The sequence below is a fragment of the Pseudothauera rhizosphaerae genome, from assembly GCF_004801305.1.
Classification (GTDB): Bacteria; Pseudomonadota; Gammaproteobacteria; order Burkholderiales; family Rhodocyclaceae; genus Pseudothauera; species Pseudothauera rhizosphaerae.
The window spans coordinates 92,578-116,283 of the sequence record NZ_SSOD01000015.1; the positions used below are offsets into that span (position 1 = coordinate 92,578).

The following is a 23,706-nucleotide window of genomic DNA, read 5'->3' on the forward strand; positions in this document are numbered from 1 at the left end:
GCTTCAGCGCGCCTGCTTCTTCAGCAGCAGCGCGGACGCCACGGTCAGCACCGGCACGGCGAGCAGCAGCGGCAGCAGCGAACCGCCCAGGTCGGCGAAACCCAGCGCCTTGGAAAAGGTGCCGCCGGACAGGGTCAGGAAGTGGGCCGTGGGGTAGACGGCGCCGATGGCCGCCCCGGCGCCTTCCAGGGAGGACACGGGGTCCATCAGCCCGGAGAACTGGATGGCCGGCAGCAGCGTGCCGATGGAGGTACCGGCGATCGCCGCGACCTGGCTGCTGGTCATCGTGGACACCAGGAGCCCCAGCCCGGTGGTGGCGGTGACGTACAGCAGCGCGCCCAGCGCCAGCGTGGCGAAGCTGCCCTTGAAGGGCACCTGAAACAGGGTCACCGCGAGGATGAACAGCAGCACGAAGTTGAACATGGACAGGGCGATGTAGGGCAGTTGCTTGCCGATCAGGAACTCCACCTTGGTGACCGGCGTGGTGTAGACGTTGAGGATGGAGCCCAGCTCCTTCTCCCGCACCACGCCCAGCGCGGTCAGCATGGACGGGATGAACACCAGCAGCAGCGGGATCACCAGCGGCACCATGGACACCAGGCTGCGCAGTTCCGGGTTGTAGCGGTAGCGCACCTCGATGCCCGCCAGCCCCGCGGGCGCGCTGCCGGTGAGGCGGGTGGCCGTCTCGGTGAGAATCTGCCCGTGCACGCCGGCCAGGTAGGCGCGGGCGATGTCGGCCCGCAGGGGCATGGAACCGTCCAGCCACATGGACACCTGGGTGGTCCTGCCGCGCGCCAGGTCGCGCCCGAAGCCGGGCGGAATCTCGATGGCCACCGCCAGCTTGCCGGCCTGCATGCGGGCGTCCATGTCCCCGTGGCTGGCCAGCGGCGGCGCCTCGGAGAAATAGCGCGAGCCGGAGATGTTCAGCGTGTATTCCCGGCTGGCGATGCTCTGGTCGTGGTCCAGCACGGCGTAGCGCAGGTCTTCCACGTCCATGTTGATGCCGTAGCCCATGACCAGCATCAGGATCATGCTGCCCAGCAGGGCCAGCGTGAGGCGGATGGGGTCGCGGCGCAGTTCCGTGGCCTCACGCCTGGAAAAGCTCAGCAGGCGCGCCAGGCTGAAGCCGGTGCCCGCCGGGGCGTGGGCGGGCGGCGGCATGCCGGTGGCGGCGGAACCTTCCTCCTGCCGCGCGCCGCCGGCCTCCTCCAGGTAGGCGATGAAGGCCTCTTCCAGCATGGCCGCGCCGCGCTGTTTCATCAGCACATCGGGCGCGTCGCTGGCCAGGATGCGCCCGGCGTGCATCAGGGAGATGCGGTCGCAGCGCTGGGCCTCGTTCATGAAGTGGGTGGTGATGAAGATCGTCACCCCTTCCTTGCGCGACAAATCGATGATGAGCTGCCAGAAATGGTCCCGCGCCACCGGGTCCACGCCCGAAGTGGGTTCGTCCAGGATCAGCACGTCGGGGCCGTGCAGCACTGCGACGGCCAGTTGCAGGCGCTGGCGGATGCCCAGCGGCAGCGCGTCCGGGCGCGCGTCCATGACCGGCGCCAGGTCGAAGCGGCGCGCTAGTTCGGCGATGCGCGCCGCCGCCTTGTCCGCCGGCAGGTCGAAGAGGTGGGCGTGCAGTTCCAGGTTGCGGCGCACCGTCAGTTCGCCGTACAGGGAGAAGGACTGGGACATGTAGCCCACCCGCCGGCGGGTGGCGATGTTGCGCGCGTCCAGCACCTCGCCCAGCAGGCGCGCCTCGCCCCGGGTGGGCGGCAAGAGGCCGGTGAGCATCTTCATGGTGGTGGACTTGCCGCAGCCGTTGGAGCCGAGAAAGCCGAAGATCTCGCCGCGCCGCACGTCCAGGATCACGTCGTCCACCGCCGTGAAGTCGCCGAAGCGCATCTGCAGCCCGCGCGCCTGGATCACCACGTCGCCGGCGGTGAGCGGGGGAATCGTCAGCGGCGTGTGGTCGTCGCGGCGTTCCTCGGGCAGCAGGGCGAGGAAGGCCTCCTCCAGGCTGTCCGCGCCGGTGCGGGCTTTCAGCTCCGCCGGGCTGCCGGTGGCGAGCACGCGGCCCGCGTCCACCGCCACCAGCCAGTCGTAGCGTTCAGCCTCCTCCATGTAGGCGGTGGCCACCAGCACGCTCATGCCGGGGCGGTTGGCGCGGATGCGCGCGATCAGTTCCCAGAACTGCCGACGCGACAGGGGATCGACGCCGGTGGTGGGCTCGTCCAGGATCAGCAGGTCCGGGTCGTGCACCAGGGAGCAGCACAGGCCCAGCTTCTGCTTCATGCCGCCGGAAAGCTTCTGCGCCGGCCGGTCGGCGAACTCCGACAGGCCGGTGGCGGCGAGCAGTTCGGCGATGCGGCGCTCGCGCTCGGCGCGGGACTGGCCGAAGAGGCGCCCGAAGAAGTCGATGTTCTCGAACACCGACAGGGTGGGATAGAGATTCCTGCCCAGGCCCTGGGGCATGTAGGCGATGCGCGGGCACACGGCGCGGCGGTGGCGGGCGTCCGCCATGCTGCCGCCCAGCACCTCCACCGTGCCCGCCTGGATCTGCCGCGCGCCGGCGATCAGCCCCAGCCAGCTGGACTTGCCCACCCCGTCCGGGCCGATGAAGCCCACCATGCGGCCGGCGGGAAGCTCCAGGTCCACGCCGTCCGCGGCCAGCGTATCGCCGTAGCGGTGGCGCAGCCCGGCCAGCCGCACGACCGGGCCGGCGGAGGCCCCGGCGGCCCCGGTCGCACTCACGGCAGCCTCACCTGCAGCGTGTCGGGCCAGGCGCGGTCGGCCGCGAGACGCACGTGGGCCACGCCAGGCAGGCCGGTCTTGACTTGTTCGGCATAGGTTTCCAGCAACTCGGGCGCCACCCGGGCCTTGACGCGGAACACCATCTTCTGGCGCTCGCTCTCCGTCTCCACGGTCTTGGGGGTGAACTGGGCCACGCTGGCCACGTAGGAAATCTGTGCCGGGAATACATAGCCGGGCGCGGCGTCGAGCACGATGCGCACCTCGCTCCCCAGCCCCACCCGGCCCGCCGCCCATTCGGGCAGGAAGAAGTTCATGTACACGTCGCCGATGTCCGCCAGGCTGACGATCTTGCCGCCGCTGCCCACCACCTCGCCGGGCTGCACGATGCGGTACTGCACCCGCCCGCTGCGCGGCGCGCGCAGCACGCCGTCCTCCAGTTCGGTGCGCAGGCGCTCCACCGCCGCCGCCGCGGCGTCGATGCCGGCCTGGGCCTGGGCCACCTGGGCTTCGGCCGCACGCAGGCCGGCCTCCACCGCAGCGATCTGCGCCTGCGCCACCCGGATGTTGGCCTCCGCGTTGCGCACGCGGGCGGTATCGTCGTCCACCTGCTGGGCGGAGATGGCCCGGTCGGCCAGCAGCGCGGCGGAACGTTCGGCGGTCTTCCTCGCCACGTCCAGTTCGGTGCGGCGCTGCACCAGCACCGCCTCGGCCATGGCCCCGTCGGCCTTGCGTTGTGCGACCTGTGCCAGCGCGGTCTCGCGGGCGCTGCGGGCGTTGGCCAGTTGCGCCTCGCCCTGGGCCATCTGCGCTTCCAGCGCGCGCAGGTCCATGCGCGCGACCACGTCGCCCTCGCGCACCAAGTCGCCTTCATTGACGAGGATCTCGGCCACGCGGCCGGCGAACTTGCTCGCCACGTCCACCTCGGTGGCTTCGATGCGCCCGTTGCCGCGCGCGAAGCTGCCGTCGTCGGCCGGCGCGCGCAGATACAGCCACAGGCCGCCCGCCGCCGCCAGCACCACGATCAGCGCCGCACCCCAGCGCCGCCCGTTGCGGATTTCCATTCTTCGTTCTCCTAGGGCAGTTGGCCGCCGCCCAGCGTTTTGTAGAGGTCCACCATGGCGCTCATGCGCGCGCGGCGCAGTTGCACCAGCGCCTGTTCGGCGGCGAACAGCCCGCGCTGGGCATCGAGCACGTCCAGATAGCTGCTCACGCCGCGCTCGTAGCGCAACTCGGCCAGGCGCGCCCGCTCCCGTTCCGCCGCCACCAGTTCGCCCTGGGCCGCCACCTGGCGGCCCAGCCAGTGATGGGCGGCCAGCGCCTCGGCCACCTCGCGGAAAGCGGTCTGCACGTCGGCCTCGTAGCCTGCCACCGCGCCATTACGGCGCGCTTCGGCCAGATCCAGGTTGGCGCGCAGGCGCCCGCCGTCGAAGAGGGGCAGATGCAACACCGGGGTGAAACTCCAGCTCCCGCTGCCGGCGCGGAACAGGCCATCCAGCTCGGCGCTGGCGGTGCCGGCGAAGCCGGTCAGGCTGATGTTGGGGAAGAAGGCCGCGCGCGCCGCGCCGACGTTGGCCTCGGCGGCGCGCAGGCGCTGTTCGGCCGCGCGCAGGTCGGGACGGCGGGCGAGCAATGCGGACGGCAGGCCCGCCGGCAGCGCCTCCGGCAGGCCCTGGGTTTCGAGCCCGCCCGGCGGGTCGGCGGGCAGCGCGTGGCCGGCCAGTTGCTGCAGCAGCGCCTCGTTCTGCGCGCGCAGGCGCTCCAGCGTGGCCAGTTCGCCGCGCGTGGCGAGCAGCAGCCCTTCCACCTGGCGCACCTCCAGGTCGGAACTCACCCCCACCTCCGCGCGGCGGCGCATGATGCGCAGGGATTCCTCACGGCTTTCCAGCGTGCGCCGGGCGAGCACGATGCGCTCGTCCAGTTCCCGCGCCAGCAGGTAGCTGTTGGCCACGGTGGCCACCAGGCTGAGTTCGAAGGCGGTCCTGGCCTCCTCGGTGGACAGGTACTGGGCCAGCGCCGCCTGTTCCAGGCTGCGCACCCGTCCCCAGAAGTCGATTTCGAAGGCCGGCAGGGCCAGCCCCACGCGGTACTGCCCGGCCACCGTGGCGACGCCGGTCAGGGACAGGTCCGCCGGCGTGCGCCCGCGGGTGCCGGTGGCGTTCACGTCGATCTCCGGCAGCCGTGCCGCCGACTGGATGCCGTACAGCGCCCTCGCCTCCTCCACCTGGGCTTGGACCACGCGCAGATCGCGGTTGTGCGCCAGCGCCGCCTCGATCAGCGCCACCAGCCCCGGATCGGAGAAGAAGCTGCGCCAGCCCGGCAACGCGCCGTCGCCGCCGGGGCCGGGGCCGGCCGCATCGTCGTAGGCGGGAAAAGCCTGCGGCAGATCGGCGCTTACCGCCGGCGGCCGGGATACCCCCACGCACCCGGCCAGCGCCAGGCCGAAAAGCAGGGAAAGGAAACGGAGCAAGGTGGGGGCTTGCATCGCCATAGCCTCGAAACGCGGGTCATGGTGAATCGGTAGGACAGGACGCTAGCGTTCTAGCGTTCCCGCCTGCCCCCAATGGTAACCGCTCTGCACGCCGATTCGCGCCCGATCCGCCGAGGTCTTGGGTCAGATCAAGAAACCCACGGGATGGCCGCCTGCCGGAAGACGGTGCCCTGCGGCCCACGCATCCTGCGTAGCCGCCCCGGAACAACTGGGGCGACCTGCAGGACGGCGTTACAGCCCAAGCGTGCGGCGCTCCTCAGCGGTCAACTGGCTGCGTGCAACCTCGTCCAGGTGGGCATCGCCCAGAATCTGGACGGCGCTGCCGGGGCGATACGCCGACTGCAGATTCACCGGTTCAGGCACGGTCCGGGATGCCGCCGGGTCGCTGCCGAAGCCCAGCACCTGCACGCTGATCACCGACGGGCGCGCCTGGCGGTTCTGGTTCTTCGCCATGTCCTGCGCCGCCTGCGAGGCGCTGCTGGCCGCCGCGCTGGCCGAGGTCAGCGCGCCCACGTTCACCGATACCGCCACCGGCAGGCCCGTGGCCTCGCCCTGCACCTGGATGTTATCGATGTTGAGCACCTTGAGCGCGGCGATGTTGACGTTGCCGGAGACGCGGATGCCGGCGTCGCCCGCATCCACATAACCTTCCGGCGCGATCAGGTCCACGTCCCCCGGCGGCGCGTCGGGCAGGGTCTGCAGCGTGCCGATGCCGCTGCCCGTCGCCAGGCCCGAGATGTCCTGCAGCACCAGGCCCGTCGAGGGGTCGATCAGGAAGCGCGCCGGCGGCACCGCCTTCAGCGTCTTCGAGCCGTGGCCGGCCGCGATGTTGCCCCGCATCGACCAGATCAGGATGTCCCCGCCCTGGAAGGTGAAGATGCGCGAGTCGCCGACTTCCACGCTGTCCCGCGCATAAATCGAGATGTCTCCGCCGCGCAGCGTCATGATGCCTTCGTCGAGGGGATTGGCCTCGCCGCCACGGGCGATGCCGACGTCCACGCCGCCGTTGGGCGCCAGCAGCATGACGCTGCCTCCCGCGTCCGAGCGCACGACGCGGCGCGCTGCGAGGCTGATGTCGCCCCACGGTTCGCCGCCGCCGTCCGGGAACAGCGCCGCGATCGCCTGGCGGCCGCGCAGATAGCTCTGGAAGCGGCGGCTGTCCGGATCGTTGTACTCGCGGCCGCTCAGCTTCAGTTCCTGGAAGTAGATCGCCGCCAGGAACACCGATTGCTGTTCGGCCGGCAGCGCCCGGAAGTAGGTCAGCGCGTCTTCCGCGCTGCCGGCATAGCCGAAGCGCTCGCCTAGCCATTCCAGCAGTTCCGCCTCGTAGGTCCTGGCCACTTTGCCCGGCTGATCCTCCAGCGCGGCCGCCGGGTCGGCCAGGTTGGCCGGATCGAGGTAGAGCGCGGCGAAGCCCGGCAGATCTGCCGCCGCGTCGGCGGACAGGTCCAAGCCGCCGAGGCCCGACGCCAGGACGACGTCGGCGCCCCGGCCCTCGGGCAGCCAGGGATTGCGCTGGTTGCCCAGGCTGATCACGCCGAGGGCCGCGCCCTGGGCGTTGTTGCGGGCGGTCTGGGCGGCGTCCGTGGTCTTGCCGCCCAGGTCGAGGTTGCGGCCGGCCGCGATTTCCAGCGTGCCCGGCCCGCTGACGAAGATGTCGCCCGACAGGGGGATCTGGCGGGCATCCCTGACGAAGTTGTCCGAGAGCTTCGTGCTGTCGGCGGCCGCGAGCGCCACGTTCCGCGCGGGCGTCGCCGGATTGTAGGCGACGATGTCGCGGCCGGCGACGATCATGCTGACGTCGTCGTCATGCAGGTTTTGCAGGTAGAGGGCGACGTCCCCGATGTCGTTGCCCGCGATCAGCCTCGTCTCCTTGGGCGAGTAGAGGGTGAGGCCCGAGATGTCGCCTTCGCCGGCATACACGCGCACGGGCTCCGGATCGTGGAGATGGAGGAGATCGCTGTCGTGCAGATTCTTGCGCACGAGGGCGGAAGCGTTGGCGCCGCGGGTGGCGCCGCTCTCGTCGAAGAGCCGGTTCAGGCTGCTGAACGACGGCGCCGTGCGTACGGTCATTCTGCGCGGCAGGCCGTCGGAATAGATAGACAGGGGCGACCAGACGCTGGGCAGCAGGGCCGGATCGGCGTCCGACACGTTGATCGTCGCGGTGACGTAGCGGCTGCCATGGTCCGGATTGAGCTGTATATACAGGCCCGTCCGTTGATAACCATCGACCGAACCGCGGGCGAGGATGTCGAGGCTGCCCTCCGGCGCGGGGGCGAGATTGATCACGCCGAGGAGGTCGATGTCCCCTGTGAACGCCGTCAGCGCCAGGTTCGCAGGCATGAGGCTGGTGGCGACACGGAGCTGGTCGCTGTCCAGCGTATCGTCCGTCTGGGACAGGCGCAGCCAGGAGCGCCGGTAGGAAGCCTGCGCGCCTTGGGCGGTGGCCATATTGCTGGTGGGGAAGGCGAGGATGTTCTGGAAGTACTGCGCCAGCGACCCCCCGCTCTCCAGGCCGCGGATGCCGTCGGACATATAGCCTTCGACCGTTACCGAGCCGGTCAGCGACGATACGCTGACGGCGCTGGTGTCGGCATAGGTGAGGAAGTAGGCCCGGTTGTAGAAGCTGTTCTGGATGCCCTGCGGCAGCAGGAAGGGGTTGGTGACCGCGCCGATGCGGACGTCGCCGACGGCACTGATCGTCAGGCCGCCCTTGCCCATCATGAGCTGCGTGGGCAGCCACTGTGCAGGGTCCGGAGACGGCGACAGAAAGTGGTTGGTCAGGCGCGGCGTGCGCCGCTCGTTGGTGGTGATGTCGCGCCCGGCCGCGAGTACGCCGTCGCCGCGTTCGACGTAATAGACGCCCGCATTGATGTCGCGCCCGGCCAGCACGGTGACGTCGCCGCCGCCGTATTCGAACAGCGGCTGGCTGGACGCCCGGTCATCGCTGGAAACGATGCGGCCGTGCTCGTCCAGATGCAGCGTCTGGTAGGGCATCCAGGCGTTCGTGGGCGCCACCGCGTCCACGTTCTTCACGTCGCGGCCCGCGATCAGGGTGACGTTGCCGCCGCCCAGCGCGCCGACGCCTTCGAAGAAGTTGCTGAAATCGACCCACCAGGCGGTCGAGGCGATGTCGCCGTTGCCGCCGGCGACGAACCGGCCATTCTCGACGGCGCTGCGGCGGTAGAGCCAGTTGACCGGCAGTTGCAGGTTCGTGTCGTCCTTCCATTCTCCGGCAGTGCGGACCTGGTGAATGATGTCGTTCTGCGCGGTGATGCTGACGTTGCCGCCGCCCTCGCTCCATTGCGGCAGGTAGTTCGGGACGAAGAGCCCCTGGTTCGGGTTGGAGGCGCTTGCGGTGCCTTGCCCGCCGAGCGTGCCGTACCAGTTGTTGCTGGCAGTGACACCGCTGCCGGGGAAACGCGACATGGCGTAGGCGGTGTTCGGCCTGTCGAAGGCGTACAGGGCGGAATCGGTGCCGAAAGGCTGGAGCACGTCGATGGCCTTGCCGGAGGGGCGCTGGAACACCGCCTGCCCGTCGGCATCGAGCCGGACGACGCTGCCCGGGGCCAGCGTCGCCGCCACGCCCGCTTCCAGGGGCTGGCGGATGCTGACGGGGATGTAGGCTTCACCTGCCAGGGTGGCGACCGTGCGGATGCCGCCGTTGCCCGAATCGACGGTGATGCTGCTGGCGGCGGGCAGGTAGACCTGTGTGGCGGCCGCCGCGCTGTGCGTCCTGTAGATGCCCGCGGGAATGTTGACGAAGCTGGTCGCGCCGCTGCTCCTGACGGTTGCGAGCTTGGCCGTGTCGTTGAAACGGAAGGTCACGCGCGCGATGCCCGTCGAGCCGTCGGGAACCGGTGCGTCGGGAAGCCGGCCGGCTTCGAAGGCCAGGGTGACGGGCTGGCTGGTGCTGCTGTTGCCATAGACGGTCATGACCCCGCCCGCGGTGGATTCCAGATAGCCGGACAGGACAGCGTCGAGATCGGCCGCGCCCGTGCCTGCGCCGCTGCGCAGATTCCCCAGGGTGATCAGGGCCCCCGCCGCGATGCCATCGATGCTGCCGGCGCCGTTGAAGCTGATGTTCGCGCCGTAGGCGCCGCCCTGTCCGGAGACGGTGACGATGTTGTCCGTCGCGAGCAGGGACGGCATGCCCTGACTGTGCCCGTGCAGGGGCACGTCCCCGACGATGCCCGTGATCCTGCCCATTTCGGCGCCATGGGGCAGCCCTTCGGTGCCGGCCGGCAGGGTGATGACCGTGCCGATCGGCAGGCCGTTCACTTCCGCCTCGAGCTTCACGTTGAGCTGGGCGTTGTTCAGCAACGGCGTATTCTGCCTGGCGTCCACCGCGCCGATCAGCACCGTGCGGGTGATCGTGCCGTCCTGATCGGCGATGATCGTGACGCGCTCCGAGGCTGCGAGCGCCTTGCTGTCGGGCAATTGCAGCGGCAATCCCGCCGGGATGGAGATGGCCCCTCCGGACGTGACGACGGTGCGGCTGCCCTGGCTGTCGGCGACCTGGCTGCCCGCCGTGTAGATGGTGGCGAACTGGTTGAGCAGTTTCACGTCACGCGTGGCGGCGATGCTGATGTCGCCCGATCCGGTGCGGATGGTCTGATACTCGGCCCGGGTGAGCGTGAAATTGTTGCTGACGTTGCTGCGCTCCGGCGAGGTCGAGGGCACGCCGAGCTGCAGCGAGCCGTATTCGTCAGCCATCCGCTCCAGCGGCACGACGTCGCCGTGTCGCACCGAATCCAGATCGGCCCCGGCGGTGATGCGGTAGCTCCAGGATTCCGCGCCGGCCGGCAACAGCACCCATTGCCAGAGCGGATGCGCGTTGGGCTGGAGGGTGCCGGCCGCCTCGCGGTAATAGCCGAGATTGTCGTAAGGCCAGCCATAGCCGCCTGCGCTGGCCTGGGTGAAACCGTCCGAAATCGACGCCCGCAGGATCACGTTGCCCGGTGCGCGCAGGGTGAGCACGCCCGGCTCGCCGGAACCCGGCGTGAACGGATCGACGCCGGGGCCGTAGCGCCACACGGCGAGGTCCCAGTTTCCGGCGCCGGTGGCGCCGGAATCGGGCAGCGTGATGTCCTGCGGCCGGCTCTGGAGTTGCGCCCGCGCCGCGCCGGTCACGTTGACCGCGTAGGTCTGTCCGGCGGTCCCCGCGAAGCCGAGCGACATCGGACCGCCCGCGCCCTCCGTCCAGGTCAAGGTGTTGCCCGCGCTGCTTTGCAGGGTGGCGCCGGACGAGATCGCCGTCAGCCGGGTGCCCGCCGGCACCGAGAACTGGCTGGCGCCGGCCACGGTCACCTGTTGGCGCGTATTGTCCCCTTCGATTCTGTACGTGCCGTTGAGGATGTTGTCCGAATACGGGAGCCCCACGATCCGGCTGTTCCGATCCAGCGTGTAGGCCGGGGCACTGGGATCGCTGGTGCCGTCGAGGCCGCGCAGCGCCACCCTGGCCCGGTGCCCGGGCGCGGCGGCGGTGTAGGTCAGCGGGCCGTCGGCAACCGCACGGGGGACCGACCAGGTCGCCGTGCCGCCCGACGCCAGTTGCACCGGTGCGTTCGCCGCGAGGCTCCCGGCCGTATAGAGCCCGGTGGCCGGGTCGAGCGCGGCGGTGACGCCGTCCACCGTGAAAGGTGTCGCGGAGTGGACGCTGACGCCCGCCCTGGCGAACGCCAGGGTGTCGCCGGCCCCGACATCGACGGCCGTGGTCGTGTTGGGATGGAAGGTGATCTGCTGGGCATCCGTCAACTCGACCACGATGCCGGGGGCCACGCCGTTGGAGACGGCGCTGTTCGCGCTGGTGAGCACGAGGCTGTCGCCTTCGCCCAGCAGAATGCTCCTGCCGTTGTTGAGGATCGTTGCGCCGGAAGCGTGGAGTATCTGCGCCGAACCGTTGCGCAGGGTCGCTGCGTTGGTCAGGCGGATCACCGCTTCGGGGTCCCCCGCCTTGAATTCGAAGCTGCGGTTGCCGGCGAATTGCACGATGCTGCCGGGGCCCTGGAGTTCCAGCGCTGCCCCGAGCTCTTCCACGCTGACCTGCAGCGCAGTGTCCGAGGCGAGTTCCGCCGTGCCCCCGCCGACCATGACGGCCTGGACCGCCGACGCGCTTGCGGAGACGACCAGTTCACCGCCCCGTTCGAGGGTCACGGCGTCGCTGGCCCCGATCGCGACGTTCTGGCCCGCGACGAAGGCCTGGGTGGAGCCGTCGGCGCGATGCAGCGTGCCGGCCCGGGTGAAGGCGACGCTGTTGTCCGCGCCGAGCCCGCCCGGGAAACGCAGGGCGTTGCCGGCGGCGATGGAGAGCCTGTCGCCGGCCTGCGCAAGCGTCACCGGCGTCTGCGAACGGGCGGACAGCTCCGCGCCCGGACGAAGATGGAAGACGGGGGCCAAGCCCGCGTTGCCGGCGAGCAGGCGGGTCACGATGTCCGGGGTGTGGGCCGTGAAAGCGAGGCCGTTGTTGCGGATGGCATTCCTGGCGTTGACGTCGATCACGCCGCCGCCCGAGCCGTTGTCGGTGAGGTCGAAAATCTGGAAGCCTTCGGCGACGATGCTGGCGGCATTGCGGATTTCGCCCGCGATCGGACGGACGGCCAGATCGCTGCCGGCGGCGATGGTGCCGGTCATGCTGGTCTGGGTCGGGATCGGCGTTCCCGCCGCGTCGATCTGCGGTGCACGCACATGCAGCGTGCCGCCCGGGCCGCCGGCGACCGAAAGGTCGATCAGCGAACCCGCGCCGATATCGACCCAGCCCTCGCCCGCCCTGAGGCTGCCGCCCACGAGCCGCGCGCCGCCGGCCTCGATCAGCACCGAGCCGCCCTTGCCGGCGGCGTCGAAGCGCTCGGCGGCGGCCGTCAGCACGGCGCCGTTCTCCAGCGCCACGCCGTCGTGGCCGTAGAGTTCGATGCGCCCCCCGGTCTCGCCCGATGCGTCGATGCGCCCCGAGACGCGGACGGCGCCCTGGTCGGCGGAAACGATGAAAGTGCGCGCCTGATTGGCCTGGCCATCCACCCGCACGTCGCCCGTGCGCACCCGGAACGAACGGCCCTGGGCGAAACCGCCCTCGCTGTTCAGCGCGGCGTTGATCGCGCCCAGCGCAGCCTGCCGCTGCGCGTCGAGGGAGAACTGTCCGCTCTTGCCGTTGGCCGCCGTGCCCCGCGCGCTGCCGTCGAGGATGAACGCCCCCCGGTCCAGGCCCGTCGCCCGGACCGTCAGCGTGCCCGCGTCGCCGGCATAGGGCGATGCCGAAACGTCGATCAGACCGCCCCTGCGCACCTCGACCACGCCTTCTTCCGCCTCCAGGGTGATGGTGCCGGCATTCGTGTAGCGGATCTGGTCGGCATACACCGCCCCCACGCCGGTGACGTTCAGTTCGCCGCCGTCAGCCACGACGAGATCGTTTCCGGCCCGCACGGTGAGCGCGCCGCTCGGCAGGTAGAAGCGGGAGGCGATTTCCACGTCCTCACCCGCCAGCGTGAGCCGGGCACCGATGCCGCTGCCGATCCCCGCAGCCGCGTCCCCCCGCGGCAGGATCGTCAGCTTGCCGCCGGCCGCGAGCGACTGGTCCGCCGCCGTGGCGGCCGTGAGGAGCGGCGCGCTCACCGTGAGATCGCCCTGTGCGTTCAGCCCGCCCTCGCCGGCGAAGAGCATGCCTTCGCGCGCCTTGAGCTCGACGGCGGCGTAACCGCTGATGTCGAAATGCCCTTCGCCGACCTCGATGCGCTCGGTGTTGAGGACCAGCCGCCCCGCGGCCACGCCCGCGCTGCGCAATGCCGTGCCGTCCTCGACGTTGTCCGCCAGATTGTCGATGGCTACGGTGCGGGCGTTGACGGTCACCTCGCCGCCGCCCGCATTGAAGCCGCGCAGGGCCGCCGCGCTCAGGCCCAACCCCGCGACCGAGGGACGGCCCTCGCCGTCGAGTTCGCCGATCGAGCCCGTGCCGTAGAAATCGATCGTGGAATAGCTTTGCAGGGTCAGCATGCCGACCTGGGACTGGATGCCCTTCACCACCGAACTCGACAGCACGATGCCGTCGCTCGTCTGCAAGGCCCCCGCATCGTCGAACTGCAGGCTGATTCGCCCGCCGCCGAGGGAGAGCGCGTCGGCCACGAGCCGCATGTCGGAGTCGAGATCGGCCATTCCGGTCGAGTCCAGGATGACGCCCGCACCCGACAGGCTGACGTTGCCGACGACGAGGTCGCCCGAGGCGCCGGACGCGACGCCGTGCCGGCTGGTGCGCGCCCCGGTGTCGCTGCTGACGCGCGCCAGCGCGCCGTTGCCCGACCCCGGCGTCTGCGCATCGCCGATGATCAGGGTTTCGGCCGCGCCGGAAAGCGCGCCGCGCTGCGCGATGGCCGCGCCGTCCTCGAGGGTCAGGGCGTCGCTGGCGACGAGAATCAGTTCGGAGCCGTGGAGGACGCTCGCCCCGGAATTGGCGAGCGTGACCTTGGCACTGGTGACGTCGACAGCGACACCATCGCTGGTCGCGCGGCGGATGCCGCCGATCAGCAGACTCTCCGCGCCGAGTCCGCTCAGATCGCCCGCACTCAGATAGAGCAGCCCTTCCTGCGCACCCGTGCCAGCATCGTTGATGACGATGTCGGTGGAACTACCGATGTCCACCAGCCCGCCCGATCCGCCCTCGGGCACGTCCATGCGCAGTGCGCCGCGCAGCGTCATCGCCGCGGTCGCCTGGATGACGAGGTGCCCGGCATCCACCGGCATCCGCGACGGCACGGCATCGAGCGTGCGGGCCAGCGCCGGCAGATCCCGGCTGGCCGAATAGGCGTCATAGCGCGCCCGCTTGAGCACGACTTCGCGGGACGCGACCTCGAACACGCCGGGCAGGGCATCGCGGCTGCCGGTCAGGGCATTGTCCCGCCAGCCCGACGCGACCACCGAGCCGTCGGGCTGCGCGGTCGGACCGAAGCCGGAAAGCGCCGACCCGCCTTTCGGAGTGACGAGGAATGCGCCCGGCAGCAGCGCATAGCGCGCCGGCAGCAGCATGTAGTAGCCGGCCGGGAGCCCATTGCCGACATCGAGCCAGACCCGGTCGCCCACCGCCAGCCCGTCGCTGCTCCAGCCCGCCTGCCAGCTCGGCGCGGTGCCGACGACACTCTGGTCGGCGGCGGTGAATACCAAGGGCGCATGGTCCGCCTGATAGGCGGGCAGGATGGCGAAACTGGCGGACGAGGCGAGAATGTCCCTGCTGCCGCCGAGGCCCGGCACCCAGTTGTGGGCGACGAGATCGCCGCCGCCGGAAAGATCGACCAGCGCGCCTTCGCCGACCTCCACCGTCGCGCCGGCCAGGTTGATCGTCTTCTGCACGGGGCCGCTGATGGTGATGTCGACGCCGAACGGATCGATCCAGGTCTTGTCGTCCAGCATCATGCCGTAGGGCAGCGTCAACCCCTCGCCGGTGACCGGGTCCACGCCGGAAACCGAGGTCACGCTGCCCGCGCCCAGCGTCAGCAGGGTGGTGGGCGGGATGGCGTAGCCGGAGACGGACGTCCCGGTCGATCCCAGATTGATCTCGCCGAAAGGTGCGCGCAGCACGCCGGCCTGGTGGATGGTCTCGGCGAAGACGTTGAGCTTGCCGCCCGCCGAGAGCGGCAGGGAACGCGCCGCGCCGGAGGAACGGAACGTGACCGAGCCGGAACCGCTGGCCGGATTGCGCGCCGCCAGCGTGAAATTCACGGCGCTGGCCGGATACACCTGGCCCGCCGTGACGACGATGCCGCCCGTGGCTTCGAACGTCCCGTAACCGCGCAGGTCGTGCGCGACGTGGAGATCGACGGTGCCGATGCCCTGCAGGGCGACCGGGCCGAGGTCGATCAACTCGGCGGCATGGACCGTGATCGCGCCCGGACCATGGCTCGACGCCACGCCAGGAGCGGAAATCGCCGACGGTTCCGGGGATGCCAGCATGCTCTCCAAGCTGCGCCCCAGGCGCACATGGGGAGCGTTGAGCATCACTGATGAATCAGCGGAGATCAGTCCGCTTTTCAGCGGGTCCTTGTGATCGCCCGCGAGAATCCCGCCGCGGGCGGTGATCTCCACCGGGCCGGAGAAGTGTACGCTGCCGTCGAGTACCAGCGTATCGAAGCCGCCCTCCAGGAAGCTGTCGGCGGCGAACACGCCCCGATCCAATTGGCCCGGAGTGGTATGGATCAACTGCGTGCTCGGTCCGCCGACGTCGGTGTCGGGCGCGAGGCTCTGCACGACGTTCAGCAGGACCCCCTGATGTTCGCCGGCAGGCGGTTCGATGTGCCGTTCGGACGAAACCGTGAGCGTGCCGCCCTTTCCGCTGCCCTGGGCCGCCCCCTTGAGCGTGCCCAGGGACAGCATGTGCCAGCTTCCCTTGAACGTGATGTCCCCCGCATCGCCGTCGACGCGCAACGGCTGCCAGGGATTGCCGGTGAACTGGCCGCCCTGGGCCGGCACGTCGAACACGGCGGACGCGCCGCTCACGTCCAGCACCGCCCCGCTCTCGATGACGAAGGCGCCCGAGATCGTGATCGAGCCCCCGTCCAGGACGCGCCCGGTATCCAGCCCCAGGGCGTTGAAGGTGGGAATCACCGCGCCTGCGGCGGAAAGCACGCTTTCCGGGCCGATATCGACCATCGTCATCCCCTCCCAACTGCGCGAAGCGCTGGAAACGATGGAGATGTCTCCGCCCGGCGCGTTGATCGACCCCAGGATGCGGGCAGCCTCCCCGCCGAGCAGCACCCGGCCGACGCCATCCAGCGTGGGCCGGGCGTGAATCCCGGCGCCCGCGCCCAGAACGACGTCGCCCCGCACGGAACTGGCGCCGTGTTGGAACGATTTCGCCTGGAATTCCAGCGAGAAAGGCGAACGCATGAGCGGGTCCAGTACCACCTGCTCCATACCGAACGACCCGCCGCCCGCCGGGACCAGCCGGTGGCTCCCGATGACCGGGTCGATGATCGTGCCCTCGGCGATTTCCTGATGGCCCGCGCTCGACAAGGAGAAATGCGCGAATCCCCCCTGGCTGAAGAAATCGGGCTGCAGCCACAGGGCATTGGGATCGGTGGGCGCCTCGCCGCCGCCGATCAGGACGCTGGCCCCGCCGACGCCGCTGTGGACGCTGGGCGCCTTGATCGCCAGCGAACCGCCGCGCTCGGCCGTTTCGGCACCGGCCACCAGCACGCCGAAGCCGCGCAGCATGCCGTCCATCACCAGGCGGCCCAGGCCCCAGCCGGGGTCGACGTCGACGCTGCTCTGGACCACGACGCTCTGCCCCGCGCTGATCAGGATCTCGCCGCCCCGGCCGCCGCTCTGCCTGCGCTGGATATCGACATGGCCGCCGCCCGAAACGTCGAGCACGCTGCCTTCGGCCAGCACCGTGCGGTAGCCCGTCAGGCTGATGCGCCCGCCATCGAGCGCCAGCGGGCGCGTCAGGGCGTCCGTGTCGGCATCGTCCACCAGAAGGCCGGCCGTCGTCAGCACGACGCCTTCCCCCACCCGCACGAGGCCGCGCCCATCGAGCATTTCCGGGGTCGAGTAATTCGCGGTGCCCCCCTCGAAATCCCACTCCGGCATGCGGGGCGGCAGATGCTCGGCCTTGGCGCTGATCACGCCGCCGGCCAGGTTCACGTCGGCCGCGAACTCCACGTTGCGGCCGATCAGATGCAGTTCGCCGCCCGCCGGCCCTTCGATCGCCGAAAGGACGCGGATGTCGCCGTTGCCGCTGTCGATCGTCAACCGGCCGACGCCGCCGCTGCTCAGGACGTCGGGCGCGAACAGGATCGGCGTGGCCGGATCGAGCGCGTAGCTGCCCTGCTCGAAGGCGGCGATCGATTGCGCCGCCATCCCGCTCTGGATGATGACCTCCTGGGTGACCGGCGGAGCGATGAAGTGCTTGCCCTGGACGTCCGCGGGCGTGAACAGCAGCAGTTCGAGCGCGCTGTTGTCGGGCCGGGCCTCGCGCTGGCGCTCGCCCACGATCACCGCTCCCCTCACCTCGCCGCCCAGCACCGCCCTCGGCGCACGTACGCTCACTACGCCGCCGGCGCCGCCATGGGTGTAGCCCGGCTCGTAGACCGGCAGGTTCAGCACCGGCGACATCCAGTCCTGCGACACGCCCCAGCGTGCGTGCTCCTCGGTGAAGCCGCCGTAGATGCCCGCGTACAGGCGGTCCGCCGTGGCCCGGGACATGTCGTACATCAGCCCGTCCGCCCCGACCAGCCGCGTGGTCCGGATCGGGCCGCCCGCATACTCCACCCAGCCGTTCGACACATCCAGCCAGGAACCTTCCTGCAGTACCACCGAGGCGCCGGCGTTGAGCGTGACCGTGCCGCCGTCGATGGTCAGTTCGCCGACGCCGCGCTCCACCAGCCCCGCGTAGCCCGACACGTCCGCCAGCGGCGTGCCGATCCACACCGTGCCGTCCTCGCGCACGCCCAGTTGCCGGATGTCCACGTACACCTTCTTGCCGTGCAGCGGGCCGTTGCGCTGCAAGGGCGAATCGGCAAACTCGGCCCCGCGCAGTTCCACGAGGATGACGTTGTCCGCGGCGTTGGCCGAGACGATGGAACCGAACACCTGGATCGAGGCGCCGGCGTCGAGGTAGATCTGGCCGTCGTTGAAATAGAAGCCTTCCTTGTTCGCCGAGCCGCTCGAATAGCCGAAGTTGCCGGCCCGCAGCGTCACGTCCGCGCTGGGTGCCAGGATGGTCGCGTTCCCGCCCAGATGGATCGCCTCGCCGGTGAGGTTGACCTGCGAATTCAGCGACAGCGCCTGCCCGACCACGCGCTCCACGCTGTCCAGTTCCGGCAGGACCAGGGTCAGGCTGTCCTGCCCCAGTTGCACCAGACCGCTTTCCTGGCGGACGAAATACGACGCGCCGACGCTTTCGTCCCGGTAGGTATACGCGCCGTATCCGGCCAACAGGTCGACGCGGCCGTTGAAGGTGGCCGAAGTCGTGGCGTGGACGACGCCGTTCTGGTTCACCTGGGCCCCGGCCATCGTGATGTTGCCGCGTTCGGCCCGGATCAGGCCGGTATTGGTCGCCACGCCGGTGCGCACGTCGCTGGCGGCAAGCGCCACGTCCGGGGCGTCGATGCCCACCTCCGGCGCCAGAACCGAGCCGATGTACACGTCCAGGCCACGCAGGCTGGGATCGTTCGAATCATGCGGCAGCAGCCCCACCTGCTGTCCCGCCGCCAGGATGGTCTGGCCGTCGGGCGTCAGGATTATGCCCGCGTTGCGCACCTCCGGCCCGATCAGCACCACGCGGCCGCCGCTCTCCCCCACCGGCGTCTTCGTGGCGATGGAGGCCCCCGCCTCCACCACCACCTGCGCGGTCTGCGAGGCCGCGGTCGCGGCCGGCGGGTCGAAGGCGGCGGTGCCCTGCTCGCCGGCCGTCTGCGCATAGGCGCTGAAAGTGAACCGGCTGTCGGGGTTGTCGTACAGCGTGCCGCTCTCGAACAGCGGCAGGTGGACCGGCAGCGCGGCCGCCACCAGCGCGCCCACATTCACCTGCGACCCCGCGCCGAACAGAATGCCGTTGCGGTTGATGACCCAGACCTGGCCATCGGCGTTGATGCGGCCGAGAACGGTGCTGGGCGCGGTGCCCGGGTCGTTGACCTTGTTGAGCGCAATCCAGGAGCGGTTGCCCTGCTGGTCGAAATTCACCGTCGTGTTCCTGCCGACGTTGAAGGTTTCCCAGTTGAGCACGGCCTTGTCGCCGGTCTGCTCGATGGTCACCGTGGTCTTGCCCGCGGCTACCGTCTGCGTCGGGGCGTTGGCGTTGCTCCAGCCCTTGGTCAGTTCGTTGTCGTCGATCTTCAACCCGCCTTCGCCCAGGCCATCGGGGACCGACGAGGGGCGCAACAGCGCCGCCTGGCGCGCCTGCGCCTGCAGCGCCTGCTGCAGGGCGATGGCCTGGGCCGCGGTGTTGAGGGTGGCGATGGAGGTCTGCAGGCGCTCGCGGGCAGCCGCCGACTGCTGCACCGGACCGGTGAGCGTGCCGGCCCGCAGGCCGTTGGGCAGCAGGCCCGTGGCCGTGGCCGTCGCCTGGTTCGCGCTCTTGGCCGCGAACCAGGCCGCGCTGAACGCCTGCTGGGCGTGGGCAGCGGGCGTTCCGGCGGACAGCAGCGCCGCCGTGATGGCCGCCGCGATCGGGCACATGCGCGGAAGTACGGTCCCGCGCGCCGCCGGGAGCGTGGCATGGCGGCGCGGCGTATGGCGGGAGGAAGGCGTGCAAGGCGTCATGACTGGGTTCCTGTACTCATCCAAGATGTTTGACTGCCCGGCCGCCGGGGACGGCCGCAAGCAGGCGATGAGAACAAGACGGCCCAGCGACGACGAACCGCACGATTTTTTGCCCCACCCCGGGATGCCCCGCCCTTGGTAGGAGCGGGCTTGCCCACGATACGGCCTGCGGGGAAACGACCGCCGTATCGCGGGCAAGGCCGCTTGTGTCTGCAAGACACCGTAGGATCGTGGGTGAGAGCGGCGGGTGGCAGGGGCCCTAGCCGACGATCACCACCCCGGCCGGCAGCCAGGTCACGTCGGCGTCGTATATCTGCTGGATCTGCCGGATCGCTTCGTCGAGGTTGTGGATCTGGAACTGGCCGCTGATCTGCCGCGCCGCCAGCGCCTCGCTGGTCAGCATGACGCGGCCGGGCCGGTAGCGGTTGATCTCTTCCACGGCATCGCTCAGGGGCGTGGCGCGGAACACGATGTTCCCTCGCTGCCATGCGCTGGCCACTTCGAGGTCCACCGCCGCGGCGGGCTCGATGCGGCCGCCGTCGTACCAGACGCGCTCGCGCTCGCGCAGTTCGACGCGCCCCTGCGGATGCTCCAGCCAAGCCTGGCCGGCGGTGCAGGTGACGCAGTAGCGCGGACCGGCGCGGCGCGCCTCCACGCCGCCGTGTTCCGGGACGATGCGCCCCGCGCCCGCCAGGATCTCCACCGGACGGGCGCCCGGCCGGCGCTGGACGGCCACCTCGCCGTCGAGCAGGCGAATGCGGTCGATGCCGGCGGCGGCGGGGCCCTGCTTCACGTCGATGCTGGTCCGGGTGTTGAGCAACACCTCCACGTCCCGCCCCAGCGCCAGCCGCGCCTGCTCGCCGGTGCCCGTGCGGCGGTCCGCGGCCATGTCCTGCAGGGACGGCCACAGGTGCAGCGGCGGACGCAGCGCGGCCAGCACCGCGGCGGCGGCCCCGGCGCTCACCGCGCCGCGCAGCAGCCAGCGCCGCTGCATGTTCACCGCCCTGCCCCGCAGCAGGTCGGCTCCGGCGCTCGCGCGCCGCCCCGGAAACGCCGCGTCGTAACGCGCCTGGGCGCCTTCCATCTCGCACCATTGCCGCTCGGCCCGCGTCAGGGCCTGCCGGTGCGCGGGGCTGCGCGCGCACCAGGCCTTGAATTCGTGCGCATCGCGGCCCGTTGCGCCGCCGCCGCGCAACCGGCGCAGCCATGCCCGCGCTTCTTCGTCGAGCGCGTCGGTCGCTTGGTCGGTGGCGGGTTCTCGGGAACCGAACATGTCTTTCTTCATTGCATCCGGATGCGGCCGGGGCCGGACGCGTATCCCGGCCTCTCCCACGTCAGACGGGCGAGCGTACCGGCAACCGCATCCCCGCATCAATCATCGTAGGCGCGGCGCCTGTCTGATGGCCTGGTCAATCGGTTTTCTTCCGCTGGATCTGTTCCGCGAGGTATTCGTGGGCGCGGTGGATTTCCAGTTCCACCTTGCGCAGCGAGATGCCGTAGTGCCTGGCCAGTTCCTTCTGCGGCACGCCGTCGAAGCGCGATGCCATGAAAAGCTGGCGCCGCTGGGCGGGCAGACGGTCCAGCGCGCGGGCCAGCGCATCCAGGTCCAGCCGGCCCGCCGCGGCCGCGGCCGGATCGACCGGGTCCATCTCCTGTTCGATCAGGAATTCCACTTCCTCTCCGGTCAGCAGGCGCCGGTCCGCGCGAATGCGGTCGATGGCCAGATTGAGCGCGGTACGCAGGACGAAGCTGGAGGGGTTGCGCACCGGTCCGCTCGGGACGTGGGCGTGCAGGCGGAGGTAGGTGTCCTGCATGACGTCCTCGGCCAGTTCCAGCGAACCCACCCGGTAGCTGATGCGGCGCTTGATGAGATCGTAGTGCGCCAGCAGGAAGTGGATCAGGTCCGCCGGCCGGGTCATGCCGCCGCCACCCGGCCGGAAGGCCGGACGTGAGCCAGGCCGCAGTCGCCGCTATGGGCGGGCGGCCGCGGCAGGATGAGCAGCGTGATGGGCTGGGAGACCCCGGCCGGTGCGCGGACGGGAATGCGCAGCCCCCGCAGCCTGGCTTCGATGCGGCGGTCGCGGACGGCGTCGCCCGTGGGATGCAGCAGGATGCGCTGGATGGCACCGTCCGGCCCGACCCACACGCGGGCGGCCAGCCGGTATCCGCCCGGCGCGGTCAGCGGGTCGCCGCACAGCGCCTGGCCGATGGTTTCCTGCAGGACGGCGAAGTAGGCGATGGCAGGGGTCGGCGCCATTCGGCCGCGTTGCGCGAAATCCTCCGCACTTCTTGCAGCCGCCGACATGCTGCCCGCATCGAGCAGCATGAAAGCCCCCGGCGCGGTCTGCCGGGCAACGATGCCGGTGCCGGCCAGCAAGGTCCGCAACGCAGCATCCGGCGTGAATACACCCCGCAACGGCCCCGCCTGCCTGCCCGTGGTGATGGCGTTATCGTAAAGCAGCGACAGCCCGGTGGTGTCGAGGTATTGCTCCAATGCCAGCCTCAAGGGCAAACGCTCGATATTGAAGACGAGCGGCCTGGCATCGGCGGGCTCGCCGCCGGAAACGGCGTCAGCAGCCATCATACTGCCGCACGCCAGCATCAGCGGCGCCCATCCCGCCAGCAGGCAGCGGCCGCCAAACCCGGCGCGGCGCCGTCGAGGAAGAAACGGAGCGGTCATACATCGGTATCGCTCGCGGTGCCGGGTCGCACCGCCATGAACTCGAAAACAAAACTCCCGGACCGTACCGTTCATTTATTGCACATTCGTGAAACGCCGCAGAGCGGCCGCGCCGCCGTGGGCCGAACAGTTCTCCCCCTCTCGCGTGTCAGCATGTAACATCCTTGCGGGTTGCGGTGCGTCGAACCGTCTTAGAAAAAACCCCTGTGATCAGCGCAATTCCGGCCTTCCCATTCATGCCGGGATGTTGCGGGAAGCCCTTGATGGACTCATTTGGCATGCAATCGAGAACCGAAGCGCCGACGAGCCGAAACAGCATTGCGAGCGACAGCCTACGCCCACGCCGTGACACGGCTGTTGCATCGTCCGCCGCGGAGTGCTCCCTCGCATGGCGCACGCCGTGGCTTTCCTGGCAGGCATTCGCCTGGCTGACGGCCACGCTGATGGCACCGCCCTTCTGGGGAATCGGCCTGATGCTGATGATCGATGCCCGCAGCGACCATCCCGCGTTCTGGCCGAGCGCCATGGCCGCAGTCGCCATCAGCCAGTTCGTTGCCATCCTCAGTGCCAACCAGTGCCATCACCGCAGGCCCTTCCGGCACCGCAGCCACCTGCTGCTGTGGCACTGGGGTATCAGCACCGTGACCGCTGGCGTCTTGCTGCTGCTGGTGGGATGGTGGTCGGGGTTTCTGCCCGGTATTTTCTCCGGCTCTTCCGGCGCAGCCGTTGCCGGCATCGACACGGCGGTACTCTGGAGCCTGGCCACGGCCACGGGCTTCGGCCTTCTTTCCAGCCTTCCCGGCGGATTGGTCTGTGCGTGGCTCAACTTCACCCGCACGCCGGCGCATTCCGGGACCGAGGGGCTGCACGCCTGCCTGTGACGCCCACGTACTGGGTCAGCGCCGCGGCCAAGGGCTGGGCAGGGATGTCGAAATCGGCTGGTATCGTGACAGCCGGCCGTGACTCTTTTGTTGCGGAAACCCGACAAAAGTAGTACGGCGCCGTCGTTTGTCCCACCCCACGCAGCGCTCCTCCACCAGCGGAATGCGCAATGCCGCTTACTGCTTCCGCTGGATGCTCGTGACCTTGCCGATTATTTCCGCCCTTCTAATCGGGCCAAGGAAACGGCTGTCATTTGCCGCAGCAACATTATCACCCGCGAGATAGAACTCGTCCGCACCCAGGGTGATTCCGTTGTATCGCGCCTTGAGTCCGGAAGCATAGGGCGAATAGACGATACTGCCCGGCCCAGGGACCGCATTTCCATCGACAATCAACCGGGAACCTTCAAGCAACAAATGCTCTCCGGGAAGCGCGAGGACACGGAACAAGAAAACGTTCTTCTCATCGAGAGGCGGCCTGAAGGCGACGATGTCGAACCGCTCAGGCGATGCTTCACGGTAGGCCCTCAAGTCGACCTTTACCCTGCTTCCCATTGGAATGGTCGGCTCCATGGAAGACGAAACCATCACGAATGTCTTTTCGCATCCAAGGACGACGAAAATCGTCGCCAGAATCGCACCGATCATTTTCAACAGCATTTGACGACGCAACC

9 protein-coding genes are annotated in these 23,706 nt (G+C 69.8%); 1 reads left to right on the forward strand and 8 read right to left on the reverse strand.

The window, feature by feature from the left end; genetic code table 11:
- Positions 1-3: 3 nt before the first annotated feature.
- The 7 genes from rbbA to E6O51_RS16920 form a co-directional block, all read right to left on the reverse strand.
- Positions 4-2,742: a ribosome-associated ATPase/putative transporter RbbA gene (gene rbbA / locus E6O51_RS16890; protein ID WP_136386179.1), complete on the reverse strand. Its 2,739-nt coding sequence runs from the start codon at positions 2,740-2,742 to the stop codon at positions 4-6.
- Positions 2,739-3,803, reverse strand: coding sequence for an HlyD family secretion protein (locus tag E6O51_RS16895; protein ID WP_136386180.1), 1,065 nt, complete (start codon positions 3,801-3,803; stop codon positions 2,739-2,741). Before E6O51_RS16895 ends, rbbA begins: the two co-directional genes overlap by 4 nt.
- An 11-nt stretch (positions 3,804-3,814) precedes the next feature.
- A complete protein-coding gene (locus E6O51_RS16900; RefSeq protein WP_211091442.1) occupies positions 3,815-5,224 on the reverse strand; it encodes an efflux transporter outer membrane subunit in 1,410 nt (469 codons plus the stop codon).
- A gap of 237 nt (positions 5,225-5,461) precedes the next feature.
- Positions 5,462-19,387: a filamentous haemagglutinin family protein gene (locus E6O51_RS16905; RefSeq protein WP_136386182.1), complete on the reverse strand. Its 13,926-nt coding sequence runs from the start codon at positions 19,385-19,387 to the stop codon at positions 5,462-5,464.
- 343 nt (positions 19,388-19,730) lie between these two features.
- The gene (locus E6O51_RS16910; RefSeq protein ID WP_168735307.1) at positions 19,731-20,744 is read right to left on the reverse strand and encodes a FecR family protein; all 1,014 of its coding nucleotides are present in this window, start codon (positions 20,742-20,744) and stop codon (positions 19,731-19,733) included.
- A 136-nt stretch (positions 20,745-20,880) separates the two neighbouring features.
- Entirely contained in the window at positions 20,881-21,390 is a 510-nt protein-coding gene (locus E6O51_RS16915) for an RNA polymerase sigma factor (RefSeq protein ID WP_136386184.1), read from the reverse strand.
- The gene (locus E6O51_RS16920; protein WP_136386185.1) at positions 21,387-22,151 is read right to left on the reverse strand and encodes an STN domain-containing protein; all 765 of its coding nucleotides are present in this window, start codon (positions 22,149-22,151) and stop codon (positions 21,387-21,389) included. Before E6O51_RS16920 ends, E6O51_RS16915 begins: the two co-directional genes overlap by 4 nt.
- A 278-nt stretch (positions 22,152-22,429) precedes the next feature.
- Here E6O51_RS16920 and E6O51_RS16925 point away from each other — a divergent pair, with 278 nt between their 5' ends.
- Positions 22,430-23,032: a hypothetical protein gene (locus tag E6O51_RS16925; protein WP_136386186.1), complete on the forward strand. Its 603-nt coding sequence runs from the start codon at positions 22,430-22,432 to the stop codon at positions 23,030-23,032.
- A gap of 177 nt (positions 23,033-23,209) precedes the next feature.
- Here E6O51_RS16925 and lepB read toward each other — a convergent pair whose 3' ends face one another.
- Positions 23,210-23,692 carry a signal peptidase I gene (lepB, locus tag E6O51_RS16930; RefSeq protein ID WP_136386187.1) on the reverse strand — a complete coding sequence of 161 codons (483 nt, stop codon included), beginning with the start codon at positions 23,690-23,692 and terminating at the stop codon, positions 23,210-23,212.
- Positions 23,693-23,706 lie beyond the last annotated feature (14 nt).

Bases quoted from the DNA above. Each gene is read 5' to 3' on its own strand.
- E6O51_RS16900 (WP_211091442.1), bottom strand. From the start codon at position 5,224: ATGCAAGCCCCCACCTTGCTCCGTTTCCTTTCCCTGCTTTTCGGCCTG.
- lepB (WP_136386187.1), bottom strand. From the start codon at position 23,692: ATGCTGTTGAAAATGATCGGTGCGATTCTGGCGACGATTTTCGTCGTC.
- E6O51_RS16920 (WP_136386185.1), bottom strand. From the start codon at position 22,151: ATGACCGCTCCGTTTCTTCCTCGACGGCGCCGCGCCGGGTTTGGCGGC.
- E6O51_RS16895 (WP_136386180.1), bottom strand. From the start codon at position 3,803: ATGGAAATCCGCAACGGGCGGCGCTGGGGTGCGGCGCTGATCGTGGTG.
- E6O51_RS16925 (WP_136386186.1), top strand. From the start codon at position 22,430: ATGCAATCGAGAACCGAAGCGCCGACGAGCCGAAACAGCATTGCGAGC.
- E6O51_RS16910 (WP_168735307.1), bottom strand. From the start codon at position 20,744: ATGTTCGGTTCCCGAGAACCCGCCACCGACCAAGCGACCGACGCGCTC.
- E6O51_RS16905 (WP_136386182.1), bottom strand. From the start codon at position 19,387: ATGTGCCCGATCGCGGCGGCCATCACGGCGGCGCTGCTGTCCGCCGGA.
- E6O51_RS16915 (WP_136386184.1), bottom strand. From the start codon at position 21,390: ATGACCCGGCCGGCGGACCTGATCCACTTCCTGCTGGCGCACTACGAT.